This is a genomic window from Spartinivicinus marinus (assembly GCF_026309355.1).
In the GTDB taxonomy this organism is placed as follows: domain Bacteria; phylum Pseudomonadota; class Gammaproteobacteria; order Pseudomonadales; family Zooshikellaceae; genus Spartinivicinus; species Spartinivicinus marinus.
Genome location: NZ_JAPJZK010000001.1, coordinates 3,658,629 through 3,674,651, shown reverse-complemented (window position 1 = coordinate 3,674,651; position 16,023 = coordinate 3,658,629). Strand labels below are relative to the sequence as shown.

13 protein-coding genes and 1 pseudogene are annotated in these 16,023 nt (G+C 37.8%); 8 read left to right on the top strand and 6 right to left on the bottom strand.

All coding sequences use genetic code 11. The features are described from left to right. Positions 1-21: 21 nt before the first annotated feature. From OQE68_RS16470 to OQE68_RS16460, 3 genes are all read right to left on the bottom strand, one after another. Positions 22-1,302 (bottom strand): substrate-binding protein, encoded by a 1,281-nt coding sequence (locus OQE68_RS16470; protein ID WP_180571055.1) that lies wholly within the window; start codon positions 1,300-1,302, stop codon positions 22-24. 378 nt (positions 1,303-1,680) lie between these two features. Beyond that, entirely contained in the window at positions 1,681-2,460 is a 780-nt protein-coding gene (gene blaOXA, locus OQE68_RS16465; protein ID WP_180571056.1) for a class D beta-lactamase, read from the bottom strand. Positions 2,461-2,918: 458 nt separating this feature from the next. After that, complete coding sequence (locus OQE68_RS16460) at positions 2,919-4,319, bottom strand: transposase (RefSeq protein ID WP_266195417.1); 1,401 nt, start codon at positions 4,317-4,319, stop codon at positions 2,919-2,921. Between the two features lie 595 nt (positions 4,320-4,914). On the opposite strand from OQE68_RS16460, the gene OQE68_RS16455 reads away from it, so the two are divergent. The 3 genes from OQE68_RS16455 to OQE68_RS16445 all read left to right on the top strand — a co-directional run bounded on the left by OQE68_RS16455 (position 4,915) and on the right by OQE68_RS16445 (position 8,259). Further along, positions 4,915-5,856 (top strand): carbon-nitrogen hydrolase family protein, encoded by a 942-nt coding sequence (locus tag OQE68_RS16455; protein WP_180571768.1) that lies wholly within the window; start codon positions 4,915-4,917, stop codon positions 5,854-5,856. A 328-nt stretch (positions 5,857-6,184) separates the two neighbouring features. Further along, positions 6,185-6,847 carry a S8 family serine peptidase gene (locus OQE68_RS16450; RefSeq protein ID WP_180571769.1) on the top strand — a complete coding sequence of 221 codons (663 nt, stop codon included), beginning with the start codon at positions 6,185-6,187 and terminating at the stop codon, positions 6,845-6,847. 89 nt (positions 6,848-6,936) lie between these two features. Further along, entirely contained in the window at positions 6,937-8,259 is a 1,323-nt protein-coding gene (locus tag OQE68_RS16445; protein ID WP_266195700.1) for a S8 family serine peptidase, read from the top strand. A gap of 156 nt (positions 8,260-8,415) precedes the next feature. On the opposite strand, the gene OQE68_RS16440 is transcribed toward OQE68_RS16445, so the two are convergent. Both OQE68_RS16440 and OQE68_RS16435 read right to left on the bottom strand, forming a co-directional pair. Beyond that, the gene (locus OQE68_RS16440; RefSeq protein ID WP_180571681.1) at positions 8,416-9,306 is read right to left on the bottom strand and encodes an AraC family transcriptional regulator; all 891 of its coding nucleotides are present in this window, start codon (positions 9,304-9,306) and stop codon (positions 8,416-8,418) included. Positions 9,307-9,435: 129 nt separating this feature from the next. Next, on the bottom strand, positions 9,436-10,626 hold the full coding sequence (locus OQE68_RS16435) for an MFS transporter (RefSeq protein WP_180571680.1): 1,191 nt from the start codon (positions 10,624-10,626) through the stop codon (positions 9,436-9,438). Positions 10,627-10,943: 317 nt separating this feature from the next. Here OQE68_RS16435 and OQE68_RS16430 point away from each other — a divergent pair, with 317 nt between their 5' ends. The 4 genes and pseudogenes from OQE68_RS16430 (at position 10,944) to OQE68_RS16420 (ending at position 13,410) form a co-directional block, all read left to right on the top strand. Further along, entirely contained in the window at positions 10,944-11,132 is a 189-nt protein-coding gene (locus tag OQE68_RS16430) for a hypothetical protein (protein WP_180571679.1), read from the top strand. Then, positions 11,132-12,450, top strand: a pseudogene (locus OQE68_RS16425) (S8 family serine peptidase). Before OQE68_RS16430 ends, OQE68_RS16425 begins: the two are co-directional and overlap by 1 nt. Then, the gene (locus OQE68_RS30885) at positions 12,408-12,659 is read left to right on the top strand and encodes a PPC domain-containing protein (RefSeq protein ID WP_180571322.1); all 252 of its coding nucleotides are present in this window, start codon (positions 12,408-12,410) and stop codon (positions 12,657-12,659) included. The pseudogene OQE68_RS16425 and the gene OQE68_RS30885 overlap by 43 nt, the downstream one beginning before the upstream one ends. Before the next feature lie 157 nt (positions 12,660-12,816). Then, positions 12,817-13,410: a hypothetical protein gene (locus tag OQE68_RS16420; protein ID WP_180571310.1), complete on the top strand. Its 594-nt coding sequence runs from the start codon at positions 12,817-12,819 to the stop codon at positions 13,408-13,410. A 25-nt stretch (positions 13,411-13,435) separates the two neighbouring features. On the opposite strand, the gene leuA is transcribed toward OQE68_RS16420, so the two are convergent. Beyond that, entirely contained in the window at positions 13,436-15,109 is a 1,674-nt protein-coding gene (gene leuA / locus OQE68_RS16415; RefSeq protein ID WP_180571311.1) for a 2-isopropylmalate synthase, read from the bottom strand. 418 nt (positions 15,110-15,527) lie between these two features. Here leuA and OQE68_RS16410 point away from each other — a divergent pair, with 418 nt between their 5' ends. Beyond that, entirely contained in the window at positions 15,528-16,007 is a 480-nt protein-coding gene (locus OQE68_RS16410) for an Lrp/AsnC family transcriptional regulator (protein ID WP_180571312.1), read from the top strand. The last annotated feature ends 16 nt before the right edge of the window (positions 16,008-16,023 follow it).

The following is a 16,023-nucleotide window of genomic DNA, read 5'->3' as shown; positions in this document are numbered from 1 at the left end:
TAGTTATTTGATAATGATCACTTATAACTCTTTTGGCTCTAAGTAAGTAGGCATATTAGCTTCGCGCCTGACTCGCTCCCACTCTTCTCTGGTTCGAAAAGCTTTATCACCACTCATCTGATCTATTATCTCGAAATAATCTAGCTTATATGGGTCTGCATTTACCTCTGCAATTGTTTTACCGCGAACAGCATAAACTGTTTGGATAGATTGGTGATCAAAATCTCTCCAATATTGTTCATCTTTAAGCAGTTTATATTTTCGTCCTTCTAATGCTAATATCACTTTTGCAGGATCAAATGAACCCGATTTTTCTACTGCTGCTTTGTATTCATACATGATTGTGTATGCCGAAGCACCAGATGTCGAAGGGTAACGATTATATTTTTCTGTAAACTTTTTAACGAAAGCTTTTCCTTTTTCAGAACCTGTTAACTCAGGTATTCGCCAACTCCAAGGTAATGCTCCCAAAACTCCCTCCATAGCTTCAGCACCAGCGCTTTCTGCCATACCAAGCGTTAAATTAGGAACAACAATCTGTGTATTTTCTTTTAGTCCTTGAGATGTAGCCTCTTTAAGTGCCATAGCCATATCCTTACCAAATAACACTAGCACTAGTACATCAGGTGACTTTGCTTTAGCATATTTAATCGCTAGCTTAAAATTACTCTTTGTTGCAGTTGGAAACGGCGTTTTAATAGAGGCATGTACATTTTTGTCTTGAGTGTTAGTAAAGATTCTAAATGATGCTTCTGTGGTATGCCCCCAAGTATAATCAGCAGTAATATAAAAATATTTCTTACCAGAAAAATTCTTATTCATATAGGCAGCAAGTACTTTTGCTCCTGGCCAAGCATTATAGCATTCCCTAAACATATATCGATGTCCAGACTCTCCTGTTGTTGCAGTTGAGTAAGTCAATGTTCCAAAACAAGGTATTTTACTAACTTTACAGACTTTTCCGGCAGCAATTGCAACACCACTTGAGGAACCACCAAATATCATCTGCACTCCCTCATCATCAATCAGTTCACGCACATTTTTTGTAGCTTGCTTCGCTTTAGATTTTGAGTCTCTCCAGATAATTTCAACTTGCTTGCCTAAGATGCCTCCCATTTGGTTAATTTCATCTTTTGCCATCTCTGCCGCACGCCACTGATCCAGCCCCTGAACTGAATAAGGCCCAGTTTTGGGGTAGTTCAAACCTAGTTTTACTGTATCAGAGTAAGCTAAACCTGCTTTTATTACTCCTAAAACTAATAAGAAAGGAATAGCAAAGTTTACTCGCTTAATCGTATGCATCGAAATGACCTGATAACGTTACATTGTTTATTGCTACTTAAACCAGACGTTTATGAATCATAAGCAGATACTACGCTTCGTTTATTAGTAAACACTAGAACAGATTAACCTTAATTCAAGCTATAGTAGTTTCTAGCAAGGAAGCGTCAAATCTTGTTATCTTACAAAATCATTCAAACCAATAGAACATAATCACCGCAACTGATTTTTCACATAAAATGTATTAAGACTTCAGTCACAAATCATTTTTAGGTGTGTTGAGCAGCATATACTCATAGGTGATGGGAGTGGCAGTTAGCTGCTATATGAGGCCATTTAATTATCACCATCCTTGGTGATTAGGATTGAAAACAAGCGTAGAAAATATTTAGGGAATTTCTAAAGTATTTTTTTACTTAACAATACCTCCTTTGTAATTGCTTTCCTTACAGACGCTTGCTTAATATCATTCATCTCGATATTCATAGCAAAAAACCAAGGCCCTGTTTTCGTTTCAACAAACCCCACAAACCAGCCTACCTGTTGTATAGCATTATTCGCCCAACCAGTTTTTCCGTAAAGTGTATAATTGGGGGACTTCTCTACAACCATTATTCTCTTAAGTGTCTTTATATCTTTTTTAGGGTATGGAAGCTTTTCATCATAAATCTTTTTCAATAAATCAATTTGCTGCCAAGCTGTTACACGTAAGTTTCCATCTAGCCAAAATCGTTGTACGTTTGGACCTGTTTTTTTATTACCATAATTTACCTTATCAAAGTGGTACAAATACTTGCTATTACCTACTTTTTGAGCAATTTGCTGATAACACCAAACACAAGAGTATGCTAATGCTGATTGCAAAGTTTGATCCTTGTTCCACATATTCCAGCCTCTGTCTTTTCCATCCCATGTAAAGACAGTATTTTCAGAAATAACACCTTCTTTCAGGCCAATTAGTGTATTCAATAACTTAAAAGTAGAGGCAGGCAAAAACTCTTGTTCACTACGTTTTTTATTATAAACATACTGCTGAGACCCATCATGTGAAGAAACAATCATAGTGCCTTTAACAGCATATTTTTTGAAAGTTTGTTTAATCAATACATCATCTTCAGCATATACAGCCAACGAAGATAATAGCAATGTAGCAGACATCAGTATTGGGATATTTTTCATATACGACCTAATATTATGATAAATAATAGCTTTATTTTTCCACTCAGAATTCGAGTAATATGAAACAAAACTATGCTACGGTTCAACACACCATAAGTAAATGAAACAAAAGTGATCAATTATGATGAATTATGTCTTTACATTTCTATGCGTAGTACACCAATGATAAAGCTATTATGGTCAACAAACTGTCAACGCTCCATAAGCATACTGCTTGGAATCGACCAGACCATATTGATTGTTTTTTATACTCACACAGCCCTCTTTATGACCGAAGCATATGCATTAGTAGCTCTGAGCATGGCCTTTACCAGTAATGTCAGTTATGTGGTCGCCTTTCGGCAAGCGTCAATGCACAGGTAACCTGGCTTCAGAATAAATACAGCTTTGGAGTAAAATTCAAGAAGCTATTTACTCGATTCCGAAGTTTTTTTAGGTTGACATAACTGCTAATTTATTTATGCAGCCGCTCTGTATTTTAATGAGTCAGTGGGCTCTTGTTTGCCCAAATCTAAACCCGCTAAATGCTTTTTCGAGCGGCGCTCAGGAAGCACACTGATTATTGCAGCGGTAAAGGCTTTCAGTTGCTGTTTTGGTTCATCAGCCGTGACAACTGCTTCTACAGTTTTTATTAGGGCTTCTGTTTTGATTCGCTCAGTCAAACAGCCAACAGGAAGCCCGGGCTGCTTATTTTCAAGGCGGACGGATTGCTCTGGATGTAGCAGTAACATATGGTCGTACAGCAGGCTCATGATCACGCCTCGCGTTGATCCTTCTTCGCCTTGTTGTTTGGCCAATCGGTTCCAGCCAGCATGTTGCTTCCAGTCCTCAATGAAAACCTCAACTAACCATCTCAATGTATAAACCCTAGCAATATCACCATGCCGCCAGGACATGTCGGATGCCACTAGATATCGATAATTTTTTTCTCCCTCATATTTCAAAGCAACCACAAACCGCTTTTTACCATGGGCTTTCACATAAACCCGAGCCGCCAGCATGGTGATTGACTGTGTTTTTTGGCCTCGGATAATTAACTTGGTATCGACGCCTGTTTGGCGTGCAAAGTAATGTGTAAGTCGTACTTTTTTTCCTTGGGAAAGGATTAGTTGATTGGAGCGTAATTGACTCACCACTTGAGCACCACCCGTCGCAATGGAAGCCTTATCCATGAATTCTGCTGTGCTATACAGTGCATCAGCAATGACCGCATTAATCTTTATATCAGAAAATGACAATGAAAATGCTTCAACCATCTCAAGTGCTAAAGCTTGTTTGGTCGGATAATCTGGGTTGGGCTTAGGTTTTTTGGGTCTTTCTTTTCCAGGAATACCCAGCCTCTTTAGGGCTTTATTTTTCTGACGCCAAGCACTTAACGCTGGATCAGGTGTATAAAAGCGAAAAGCAATCGGTAAGGTAGCTACAGGTGTCACCAGTAGCATAAACACTAGCTCTTGCCCTTGAACATAGCCGCCGGATTTTTTATGTTTTATTTTATGCACACCTTTAATACGTCGTGTTCTCTTGGAGCGGACTTTATCACTATCGTCAAAAATGAGTACTCCTCTCGTAATATGATAGTGATTGAGTACTTGTCGGACACTGGCTTGCAACAACAATGACCAGGCAATTTTACTATGGTAAAACATCCAACGTAATTGGTCCTGCTTGAATGCTCCTAAGCTACACCGCTCAAAAACAGCCCAGCAAAATACACCAGTGACACCAATTCCCATCAGCATAATAGTTAACCAGCGACACTGGATACGACTTAATCCAGGAGATTGAAAAGAAACAGTCAAGGTGTCGTTTAGAGTTTGAACAAACTTTATCACATGGGGAATAGGGGTAATCAACACAAGTCGTCATCAAGTCGCTATTGAAATACAAGCGCGATATACTACACCATCACTGGTCTGCAGGTGTCGTGTTGATCGTTCTTTGCTAGGCGAAGAAATGGAGCAATACCTGTAGTCCAGTCTTCTGAATCTCTCTCATCGTGCTAGTCAAGCATTAAAAACTTCGGAATCGAGTATTTAGCCTAGTTCTCATTTAGCTTCTTTAACCCAATCTTCTCGCCTATCTATTCCTTTATCTTGATAATTTACTATCAGCACTACCTAAATAATATCAATATATTACCAGAACAGCCTTATAAATATATGGCGCAGTTATCGTACATTTTGTTTCTATGGAGAGAGTATCAGTGGCTTACTTATTTAAAAGCTGCTATAAGTTAACAACTAAACTATAGCGACACATATAGTATATATACTCTTCGCGAATGATTTTTAGGGTTTGTTGTCATCGCATCTCACCCCAATCACCTATTATTTATAGGCTCATGGGGCTTCGTTGCTCGACGGCCGCCCCTAAAAACCCTACGCTTTGGGTATAACTAAAAAATAATAAACATTCACTCAAAAACTAAATTAACTTTAACTACAATACCTTATGATAAATACATTAACTGAACCTAACCTTAACCGAATAGACCAAAGTATACTAACCAGCAGCCACTCTCAACCAGCTGTTAGTAATATCACACAATATAACTCTCTGCCTGGAAGTGATTTGAGTGTTACCGCCTGGAGCCCAGAAGTTGCTAAATTAGCAGGTACTGAAGGTGATTTTTCTGAGCGTTTCAACCTGATATATCAAGCACTCCAACAAACAACAACCGATGTATTTATTGCTCCTGAGTATTATTGGAATCAACATGGTAATACACTTACGCCTTTTACTACTGACCAAAAAAACCAACTGTTAGAACAATTAAAAGAATTAAGTACAAACCAGCCCGATAGGCTAGTTATACCAGGCAGTATTGTTTGGCATGATAATGAAAATCAAGGAATAGTACATAATTCAGCTTTTGTATTTCTAAATGGTGAGCAACTGCAGGATAAAAATGGCCTGGATCGATACGACAAGCTTGACCTTGATTATGAAGATAGAACATTTCCCTCCTTAAACTGGGGCGGAGGCACGCAAGCAGGATTTGATGTCAACTTTAATGGTAAAAATGTACGAATAGAAATATGCAGTGATAATGGTATTAGCGATGAGCACAAACCTTCTTTATCTAGTGAGATTGATCTGAATCTGGTACTTTCAAGCAAAATTGGTTCACCTCACCAAAATACTAAGGTTGGTGGTTCAACTGTCGTTTGTGATGGTGAAGGTTGGTCAAATCAATATGAAAAAGCGCCTCCACGCCAACAACCAGCAAACCTAATAGCACAGTTTAGCGACTATCTTCCTGAGGAGTTACGAGATAAGTTCATACCCAGGTTCCGTCATCAGGAAATATTGATGAAACATGTACCAGAAGACATACTTCGTGAACACAAACCAGAGTGGTATCCACCACCGGCAAATAGTCAACGAGTTTAATAAATACTATCAACCAAAAATCAACACGCTAATGTCATCCTATACCCTGAATAAATAATAACCTAATAACATTCAGGGTATTTAAACACGTCTCATTTAATCTAACAAGAACCAATATTTAAACTGGTCCAATAGTATAAAAAGTAAGTATTTATACGATTATAATGTAGTAAGTATTGAATTTTTTTATTACTTAGAAGTAACATCCAGTTACACTGTTTAATCAAGATAAAGTCACTGGAGATATAGAAACCAACACGATGTATATACAATAAAACTCACATAATATTAATTACACCTATTTTTATAACGTATTTCAGGACTACAAATGCAATTTAATAAAACAAAGCTTTTTCCATTATCTGTATTATTTTTATCAGTACTCTCAGTTAATACTTTTTCAGCACCAATATCCAATCCCGAAACCGTAGTATTTAAACCATTAAAAAATGCTAAAGGGATAATAATCAGTCAACCAAAACAACCCAGCAAACAAAAACGACGAGTTAAACGCAGCACGCTTTTACAAGATTCAACCCCCCTCAATGATTGGTTTAACTTAAGCCCTAAACAGGATGGTATAGAAGGATCAAATGTAAATAGGGTATATAACAGCTTAAATCTAAATAATAGTAGTCCTCCTGTCATTGTTGCAGTCATTGACTCTGGAATAGATATCAATCACAAGGATCTACAGGGAAAAATCTGGCAAAATAGTGACGAGATTCCCGATAATGGCATTGATGATGATAACAATGGTTATATTGATGATATTCATGGCTGGAATTTCATTGGTGGCCCAGATGGTAGCCAAGTAACAACCGACACTAAAGCAGTTACAAGAGAGTATGCCAGGTATAAAAAATTGGTGGCATCTGGAACAACGCTATCTGAAACGCAACTTAAATATTTCCAAGAAGTAGAAGAAAGATACAATCAAGAAATCACTGAATACGATTTTAACTATTGGCTGGAGACTGAAAAAAAATAAATAATGCAAAATCAGTTTTATCTAACTATGGCCTCACTGATTACTCTAAATACAATATAGAGCAGTTTTTTCACTCTGATAGTGAGATCATGAATGAAAGAAAATATTTACTAGATATAGTAGAAGATTATGGAAGTTTAAGTTCACTTGGTAGCTATATAAAATCTTTAAAAGGATATTTTGATTTAAACCATAATCCAAGAGCCTCTATTGTTAAAGATGACCCCAATAACTTAAGGGAAACTGGTTACGGAAACAATAATGTACTTCCTGCTAGTGTCAGTGAAGATCATGGTACTCATGTTACGGGTATAATTGCAGCGGATAGAAATAATGATATCGGCATAAACGGTGTTGCTAATAATGTTAAAGTAATGGCAATACGGGCAATTCCTGATGGGGATGAGCGAGACAAAGACGTAGCTAACGCCATCCGTTATGCAGTAGATAATGGTGCTAGAATTATTAATATGAGTTTTGGCAAGCGTTATTCTTCGCATAAAGAAATTGTTATCGAAGCCTTTCAATACGCTGAAAGCAAAGGGGTATTGCTCGTTCATGCAGCAGGTAATGATAGCGAAAATATAGACCTGACTCCAGCCTATCCAAGCAAATACATATCACCAGGCGTTCGTTTAAATAACTGGCTAGAGGTTGGTGCATCTGCAGCTCAAGCTGAAAAGCTAGCTGCTGGATTTTCTAACTATTGCAAACAAAGTGTAGATTTATTTGCTCCAGGTGATGATATTCTATCAACCATACCTGATAACCAATATAAAAAGTTAAAGGGTACCAGTATGGCTGCGCCTGTGGTATCAGGAATTGCAGCTTTAGCTTTATCACAATACCCAGAACTAGATATTCTGACGCTCAAACAATACTTGTTAAATACGGTAAGAGCCTATCCAAATCTACAAGTCGTAAAACCAGGAACTGATGATGAAAAAATCAACTTCTCTGATTTATCTTCAACAGGAGGGGTTGTTGATGCCTATGCTTTTATACAAGCACTTAGCAGTGATCTCAACAGCGCTAGTAACAACCATTGCGAAACAAAAATCAATGATATTTACAGTGGTTACCTAGATGACCCTCGAGCTTTAGAAAACTGTATTGCAATAACCAATATTTCATCACAACAAAATAATAAATATTATTATGTTTTTGTACCCGCTGGCACTAAAACTCTCAAGTTATCGTTAACTGATGGCGAAGGTAATGCAGATCTTTATGTATCAGAAGCAGTTAATGGTTGGCCCTCTGCTACTGAAAATGATTTTTCTTCAACAGAAGAACACAGTACTGACCTAATTGAAATTAACAATCCGACTTCTGACCAGTTTTATCATATTATGATAGCGCCTGCGTCAACATATAGTAATGTATCTCTCAAAGCAGAGTTGATTAACTAGTTTGTTTTTTCCCTTAAACCATGGAATTTTATGGTTTAAGGGGTATGAATTATATGAAGATTCCGCCCTATTTAAACAATTAACACATCTAACCAGCACTACTTCTGCATGTATCGCCCTTTTTTCTAACAATTAGACAGGATGACAAAAGTCAAGTTATTTTTTATTACCTCCAATTTTAGTTGGATCAAACTCAGTAAAGTGTTGTCTTCTGACTTCGCCAGGTCCAATACCAAATATCTTTTTAAAATTTTTACTAAAGGCAGATACAGATTGATAGCCAACCGCTTCAGCAACTTCAATAACAACTTCTCTATTTTTTAATTTTTTCCAGGCTTTTTGCATACGCCACCAGACTAAATACTCTATTGGAGACATACCTGATAATTTTTTAAACCTATTTGCTAATGTAGTTCTCGATACTCCACATAGCCCTGCCAGCTCTTCAAGCTGCCAGTTTTTCGCTATATCTTTATGTATTGCAGATAAAGCTACTGAGGTTAGCGAATCAGTATACAAATCAAGCATCCCCAAAGATTGATGATTGTCAATATAGTATTTTAATATCCTAACAAAAATAATCTCTGAAAGTTTATTAATTATAATAGGTAACTCTGGAGAGTCACTTTCAATAATAATTAGCTTCAACAAAGGGTCTATCCAATGTTTAGTTTTTTCTATATAGGGAACCAATACAATGTCAGGTAATATATCCAAAAAGCTATTGACTTGAGGGTTATCAAAAGATAAATAGGCACACAAAGCACCTGTTTTATTCGTTGTACTATTTTTTTTAATATCATAAAGTTTGTGTGGCATTTGTCTTGGAAATAGTACTAGATCACCAGCCTTCAGCTGAATATTTTCCTTACCTACTATTTCTAAGCTGCAAATCCCCTCTGATACCAAATGAAATGATGTTTTACCATAGTTTCTAGATGGTGGAGATAATAGTAAACTATCACATGTATGCAGATTTTTTACTACAAATGCATGCATTGAAAAAACAGACAGTAAATCATTAAGGGGTGATGAAGCGTCAACCATCAGATAACCTTATCTACTTACAGCTAAGAATATCATAAACAATACAAACAGCTTTTAAATTCAATAAGAAGTATAACTAGCTGTTTTTATATTAAGGGCACCTCTAATAATAGCAGCGCAGATGCTTTTTTATAAACCAGATAGACTTAGTGACATCTTTTGCTGCTTAAAGTGAATTGATATACCAAACACTATACAAACAAGGCCTACTCCACAGCTCCATGCCCAGCCACCATAAGCATAGGCAGCAGCCCCTAAATAAGAACCTAAAGCACCTGCTAAATAGTAGACCAGCATATACATCCCATTAATTCTGCTTCGTGCCTCAGGATTAAGTGAAAAAACCCTAGCTTGGTTAGGGATCTGCGCCACAAACACGCCTAAATCCAGCATAATAATACCTATAACCAGACCGATAATACTGTATTTTGAAATATATAAGCATACAAATGCTAACAAGATCATCAGTAGCGCAAACGAAATCACTGGATTTGCACCATAGCGGTCAGCCATGATTCCTGCACGTTTCGCTCCAATAGCGCCAGCCAAACCTACCAAACCAAATAAACCAGCCTGCTGAGTGCTTAGCAAAAAGGGCTCAGAGGTAACATGCATTGCCAGTGTAGCCCAAAGACTGTTAAAGGCAGCAAACCACAAAGCACCAAGCACTGCTGCTTGCCTTAATTCAGGTAGCTGATTAAACAAACGCAGCATGGACTTAATCAACTCAGAATATCGCTCATTTGTACTCGGCTGGGTCGCAGGCAACCGCCAGGCTAATATTCCCCCAATAATTGTGGCAATAGCGGCAGCAACCAAAAACATACTACGCCAACCAAAGTGTTCACCAATAAAACCACTTATCGTTCTTGAGCATAACAAGCCAATGGTTAATCCTGTCATGACAATGCCAATTACGCGCCCTCTTGAGCTTTTATTGGATAAACTTGCTGCTAATGGAATTAATTGCTGAGTAATATTGGCAAAAACCCCTATTAACAGGCTAGCAAATATTAACATATAAATATTTACCGCAATACTCGCTAAAAACAAAGACAAAACAAGACCAATAGAAAGGAATCGAATTAGTACCTTTCTATTAAATTTATCTCCTAATGGAGATATAAAAAACAGGGCAAGGGCATAACCTAGTTGTGTTGCGGCAGGCACATAACCGACTAAATCGAATGATATACCAAAATTATCTGCAATACTTGGCAGTAAAGGCTGATTGTAGTAATTATTTGCGGCAGTTGCGGCAACCGCTACTACTATAATAAAAATAAGGCCAGAGCTTAGTTCTGCTTTATAGTTTCCCATACTATCCCCACCAAAACGCTAGTATTAATCAACCACAGCCCTTATAAATTGATAGTCAAAGGCTCACAAGATTGTAAAGAAAACTACAAGCAGTTGATATTCTCAATTTACAAGATATTATCCTCAATTAACAAAGCCACTAAGTGAGACAATATTAGGGCACCTATAAATATTGAAATCGCTCGTTACTTACTATTATCATTCAACCTCCACAATCTAAACATCAGGAGATATGTAAATCGAACACTGTATATACAGCAGTATCAATATAACCTTAATTACACATATTTTATAACGTATATCCTTCAGGAAGATAAATGCAAACTAATATAACGAAACTATTCTCTCTATCTTCTTTATTTTTATCAATACTCTCAACCAGTAGCTTAACAGCACCAACAAGCGATCCAGAAACCGTAGTATTTAAACCACTAAAAAATGCTAAAGGAATAATAATCAGTCAACCAAAGCAGTCACTAGAGAGTATGCCAGGTATAAAAAGTTGATGGCATCTGGAACAACACTATCTGAAGCGCAACTTAAATATTTCCAAGAAGTAGAAGAAAGATACTATAAAGAAATCACTAAATATAACAATTGGCTGGAGACTGAAAAAAAAATTAATAATGCAAAATCTGTTTTATCTAACTATGGCCTCACTGATTACTCTAAAGACAATATAGAGCAGTTTTTTCACTCTGATAGTGAGGTCATGAATGAAAGAAAATATTTACTAGATATAGTAGAAGATTATGGAAGCTTAAGTTCACTTGGTAGCTATATAAAATCTTTAAAAGGATATTTTGATTTAAACCATAACCCAAGAGCCTCTATTGTTAAAGATGATCCCAATAACTTAAGGGAAACTGGTTACGGAAACAGTAATGTACTTCCTGCTAGTGTCAGTGAAGATCATGGTACTCATGTTGCGGGTATAATTGCAGCTGATAGAAATAATGGTATTGGGATAAAAGGTGTTGCTAATAATGTTAAAATAATGGCAATACGAGCAATCCCTGATGGTGATGAACGGGACAAAGATGTAGCTAATGCTATGCGGTAGATAATGGTGCTCGTATTATCAATATGAGTTTTGGCAAGCATTATTCGCCTCATCAAGAAATTGTTACCGAAGCCCTTCAATATGCTGAAAGTCAAGGTGTCTTGCTTGTTCATGCAGCAGGTAATGATGGCAAAAATGTAGACTTGACTCCAGCCTATCCAAGCAAATACATATCACCAGGCGTTCGTTTAAATAACTGGCTAGAGGTTGGTGCATCTGCAGCTCAAGCTGAAAAGCTAGCTGCTGATTTTTCTAACTATGGAAAACAAACTGTAGATTTATTTGCTCCAGGCGATGATATTCTCTCCACTATACCCAAAAATAAATACAAAAAGCTTGGTGGCACCAGTATGGCTGCACCTGTGGTATCAGGAGTTGCAGCTCTCGCTTTATCACAATATCCAGAGCTTGATATTCAAACACTTAAACAATACCTGTTAAATACTGTAAGAACCTATCCAGATCTACAAATCATAAAGCCAGGAACTAAATATGAAAAAGTCAATTTCTCAGGTTTATCTGCCACAGGTGGAATTGTTGATACCTATTCTCTTATGAAAGCACTTAACAGTGACTACAGTATCAATAGCTCTAGTAATAGCCATTGCGAAACAAAAATTAATGATATTTACAGTGGTTACACAGATGATCCCAGAGCGTTAGAAAACTGTATTGTGAAAACTAATATTTCATCACAACAAAATAATAAGTATTTTATATTTTTATACCTGCTGGCACTAAAACGCTCAAGTTATCTTTAACTGGTGGAGAAGGCAACGCAGACCTTTATGTATCTGAAGCAATTAATGGTTGGCCCTCTGCTACTGAAAATGATTTTTCTTCAACAGAAGAATACAGTACTGACCTAATTGAAATTAACAATCCGACTTCTGACCAGTTTTATCATATTATGATAGCGCCTGCGTCAACATATAGTAATGTATCTCTCAAAGCAGAGTTGATTAACTAGTTTGTTTTCTCTCTAACCATGGACAGTTATGGTTAGAGAGAAGTGATTCAGATGAAAATCCCATCAATTTTGTAACAATTGACATATATAACCAATACTGCTATTGCATTGATTGTCAATTCAATAATGAGTGCACTACCAGATGCCTGCTATACCCATGAAACGACTTATATTGATAATTGGGCTGCTATTTTGGCTTCCACCAAGCTTTGCCTTAGACTGCTTTGCCCCTTCACCCAGTAAGCAGGAAGGTGATAACACTTTCATACCAATTACATCCTCCAAACTATCAGTGGCTGAACAGAAAAAGGTCAAATTATTATTTGATAACCTTGTGGGTAATTGGCGAGGGAAAGCGGAAGAGTTTGAATGTTTTGGTACCAAAAATTCGCCTAGAGCAGTTAAATCTAGCTACAACGTAGACTTTAGAGTGTCAGAATTTTCTCAGGGAGATTTAGAGATTAATTCAACATTAGATGATCAATTTAAAGGAAGGTTAACTCAAGAGTATATTAAGCTGCATAGCAGCAAAAGGTATTTACGCATTGAAACGAACAATAAGGCTGGTGATGTTGAAATCAGCATGCTGTCTTCAACAACTGTCCAGTTTTTTCAAAAAGTAAGAAATAAAGGACTAGTTAAAGAAACTGTTAGGCGCTTTGAAATTCACGGTTCACACCTAACAGTCGACTATGAGTTTTATACTCAGAATGTGCTAGCGAGAAAAATTACATACCGACTAAAAAAATAACACCGCCATCAATAGCAACGACTTCTCAGCTGGCTTGCAATTGCTCTTCATCCTGTACTTGCTTAGCTTGCACTACTGCGTTATAACAAGCTTGCAATGATGCTAATACGCTATCTTGCTGAATAGCTACGCCATAGCCATTTTGATCATTACATTTAATCGCAATATAAGCAGCAGCATCGGCTTTACTGCCAGCCCCCATCGCATGCTCTTGATAATCACTGATTTCATAGTGGGTACTATCATGTGCCATTAAGGCATTCAGGAACGCTTCTAGCGGACCATTACCAATGCCCACGATGGTTGTGACACCATGGGGGGTTTCAATGGTAGCATCTAAACGCTGCTTGTCGTGTTGTTGGTGAATATCATAATTCAGTATTTTGCCAGCACTATGGATAAAGGTTTCAGTGAATACACGATAAATCTCGTCTACAGAAATTTCTTTGCCAACCCCTTCTGCTCTTTTTTGCACAACTTTACTTAAGGCTATTTGCATCCAACGAGGTAACTTGAAGCCATAGATTTGCTCAAGTACAAATGCAACCCCCCCTTTACCGGATTGGCTGTTAATTCTAACCACTTCTTGATAGCTTCTACCTACATCTGTTGGATCAATGGGTAAGTAAGCAACATCCCAGTGGTCGCTTTCATGTTGGACTTGCAAGCACTTATTAATAGCATCCTGATGGCTACCTGAAAACGCGGTATAAACCAACTCACCCACATAAGGATGCCGGGGATGAACCGGCAGTTGAGTGCAATCTTGAATGGTTTGCACAATTTTACTTACCCCACTTAAATCCAGGGTTGGATCAATGCCCTGGCTGTATAAATTCATGGCCATGGTGACAATATCCATATTGCCAGTACGTTCACCATTACCTAATAAGGTACCCTCCACTCGTTGTGCACCGGCTAATATGGCTAATTCAGCAGCCGCTACCGCACAACCACGGTCATTATGGGTATGCACACTTAAGATGACTGAATCACGATAAGCGAAGTTCTCGTGCATATATTCTATTTGATCGGCAAACACATTAGGTGTAGTCATTTCCACCGTAGAAGGTAAATTAATAATGGCTGGCTGTTCTGGAGTGGGTTGCCATACCGCTAACACCGCATTACAAATTTCTACTGCAAATTCTGGTTCTGTAGCACTGAAGCTTTCAGGTGAATATTGGAATGTCCAATGCGTTTCCGGGTAACCAGCCGCTAACGCCTTAACGGTTTTTGCGCCATTAACGGCAATGTCTACAATACCTTGCTTATCTAACTTAAAGACCTTTTCTCGCTGAGTGGGCGATGTTGAATTATATAAATGAACAACCGCTTGTTTAACGCCTTTTAACGCTTCATACGTTCTTTCAATCAGGTCATGTCTGGCTTGGGTTAACACCTGAATCGTCACATCATCAGGAATTTTATTTTGCTCAATTAGGCTTCTAACAAAATCAAAGTCTGTCTGGCTGGCTGCAGGGAAACCCACCTCAATTTCTTTAAAGCCCACTTCAACCAATAAACTGAATAGCCGGTCTTTTTGGTCAACTGTCATCGGATCGATCAGTGCCTGATTACCATCCCGAAGATCAACAGAACACCACTTTGGGCTATGCTCAATTGTTGCATTTGGCCAGCGTCTGTCAGTTTTATTGATGGGATGATAGGGGCGATATTTTTTGTGATCGAATGCCATGACTATAAACCAATTGATTACCCTAATTAATAATGCGACCCACCTCAGAAAATAAAGACCGCATAGTTTTAGAGCTAAATCACTATAAAATGAAATATTTAAAATGTATCAGTTTCATGGTGGCTTAGCTCTACACTTTTTTGCTTTTAGTTTGCTTACGTATCTTTTCCCTTTTGGGGTATCTCACTAAGCTCGTCTACCTTTTGGGCTGTGTCATTTTACTTTGACTAAGAATGCTCACCTTGTGGGTGGTTAGGTTCGCCGTGGGTTGGCTCACCCTTTTTAACGATGATTAGTATAAACCACTTGCAAGGGTGAATGATTGCCAATATCCTCATTTAAAAGATTTTTAAGCAATAATAAGCTAATATATGTTAATTTGTTAGCATAAATAACCCTTTAATAGCCAGGTATTAGCATGACTTTATCATTAGACCGTACTGATAAACGTATATTGGAAGCAATGCAGCAGGATGGGCGAATCAGTAATCTAGAGCTAGCAGAGCAAGTGGGGCTATCCCCTTCCCCTTGTTCACGGCGGGTCAAACAGCTAGAAGAGTCTGGAGTGATCAAAAAGCATGTCACTCTATTGGATGCTGAAAAGCTCGACTTAAAGCTAATTGCGCTTATTCAAATTTCCATGGATCGCCACACACCCGATCGTTTCAAACAATTCGAAGAAAGCATTCGGGAACTACCAGAGATATTAGAGTGTTTACTCATTACCGGCCAGGCTGCCGATTATCAGTTAAAAGTCATCGTGCCTGATATGAACTACTATCAATCATTTCTGTTGGGTAAACTCACTCGAATCAAAGGGGTGACAGGGGTTCATTCAAGCTTCGTTCTACAACAGGTGGTTAATAAAACAGCTCTGCCGCTAAATCACTTAAAGTAACAGCCCCTACAAGTTA

Excerpts from the sequence above, each read along its gene's own strand:
- leuA (WP_180571311.1), bottom strand. The coding sequence starts at position 15,109 with ATGGCATTCGATCACAAAAAATATCGCCCCTATCATCCCATCAATAAA.
- OQE68_RS16435 (WP_180571680.1), bottom strand. The coding sequence starts at position 10,626 with ATGGGAAACTATAAAGCAGAACTAAGCTCTGGCCTTATTTTTATTATA.
- OQE68_RS16440 (WP_180571681.1), bottom strand. The coding sequence starts at position 9,306 with ATGGTTGACGCTTCATCACCCCTTAATGATTTACTGTCTGTTTTTTCA.
- blaOXA (WP_180571056.1), bottom strand. The coding sequence starts at position 2,460 with ATGAAAAATATCCCAATACTGATGTCTGCTACATTGCTATTATCTTCG.
- OQE68_RS16430 (WP_180571679.1), top strand. The coding sequence starts at position 10,944 with ATGCAAACTAATATAACGAAACTATTCTCTCTATCTTCTTTATTTTTA.
- OQE68_RS16470 (WP_180571055.1), bottom strand. The coding sequence starts at position 1,302 with ATGCATACGATTAAGCGAGTAAACTTTGCTATTCCTTTCTTATTAGTT.
- OQE68_RS16450 (WP_180571769.1), top strand. The coding sequence starts at position 6,185 with ATGCAATTTAATAAAACAAAGCTTTTTCCATTATCTGTATTATTTTTA.
- OQE68_RS16420 (WP_180571310.1), top strand. The coding sequence starts at position 12,817 with ATGAAACGACTTATATTGATAATTGGGCTGCTATTTTGGCTTCCACCA.
- OQE68_RS16455 (WP_180571768.1), top strand. The coding sequence starts at position 4,915 with ATGATAAATACATTAACTGAACCTAACCTTAACCGAATAGACCAAAGT.
- OQE68_RS16410 (WP_180571312.1), top strand. The coding sequence starts at position 15,528 with ATGACTTTATCATTAGACCGTACTGATAAACGTATATTGGAAGCAATG.
- OQE68_RS16445 (WP_266195700.1), top strand. The coding sequence starts at position 6,937 with ATGAATGAAAGAAAATATTTACTAGATATAGTAGAAGATTATGGAAGT.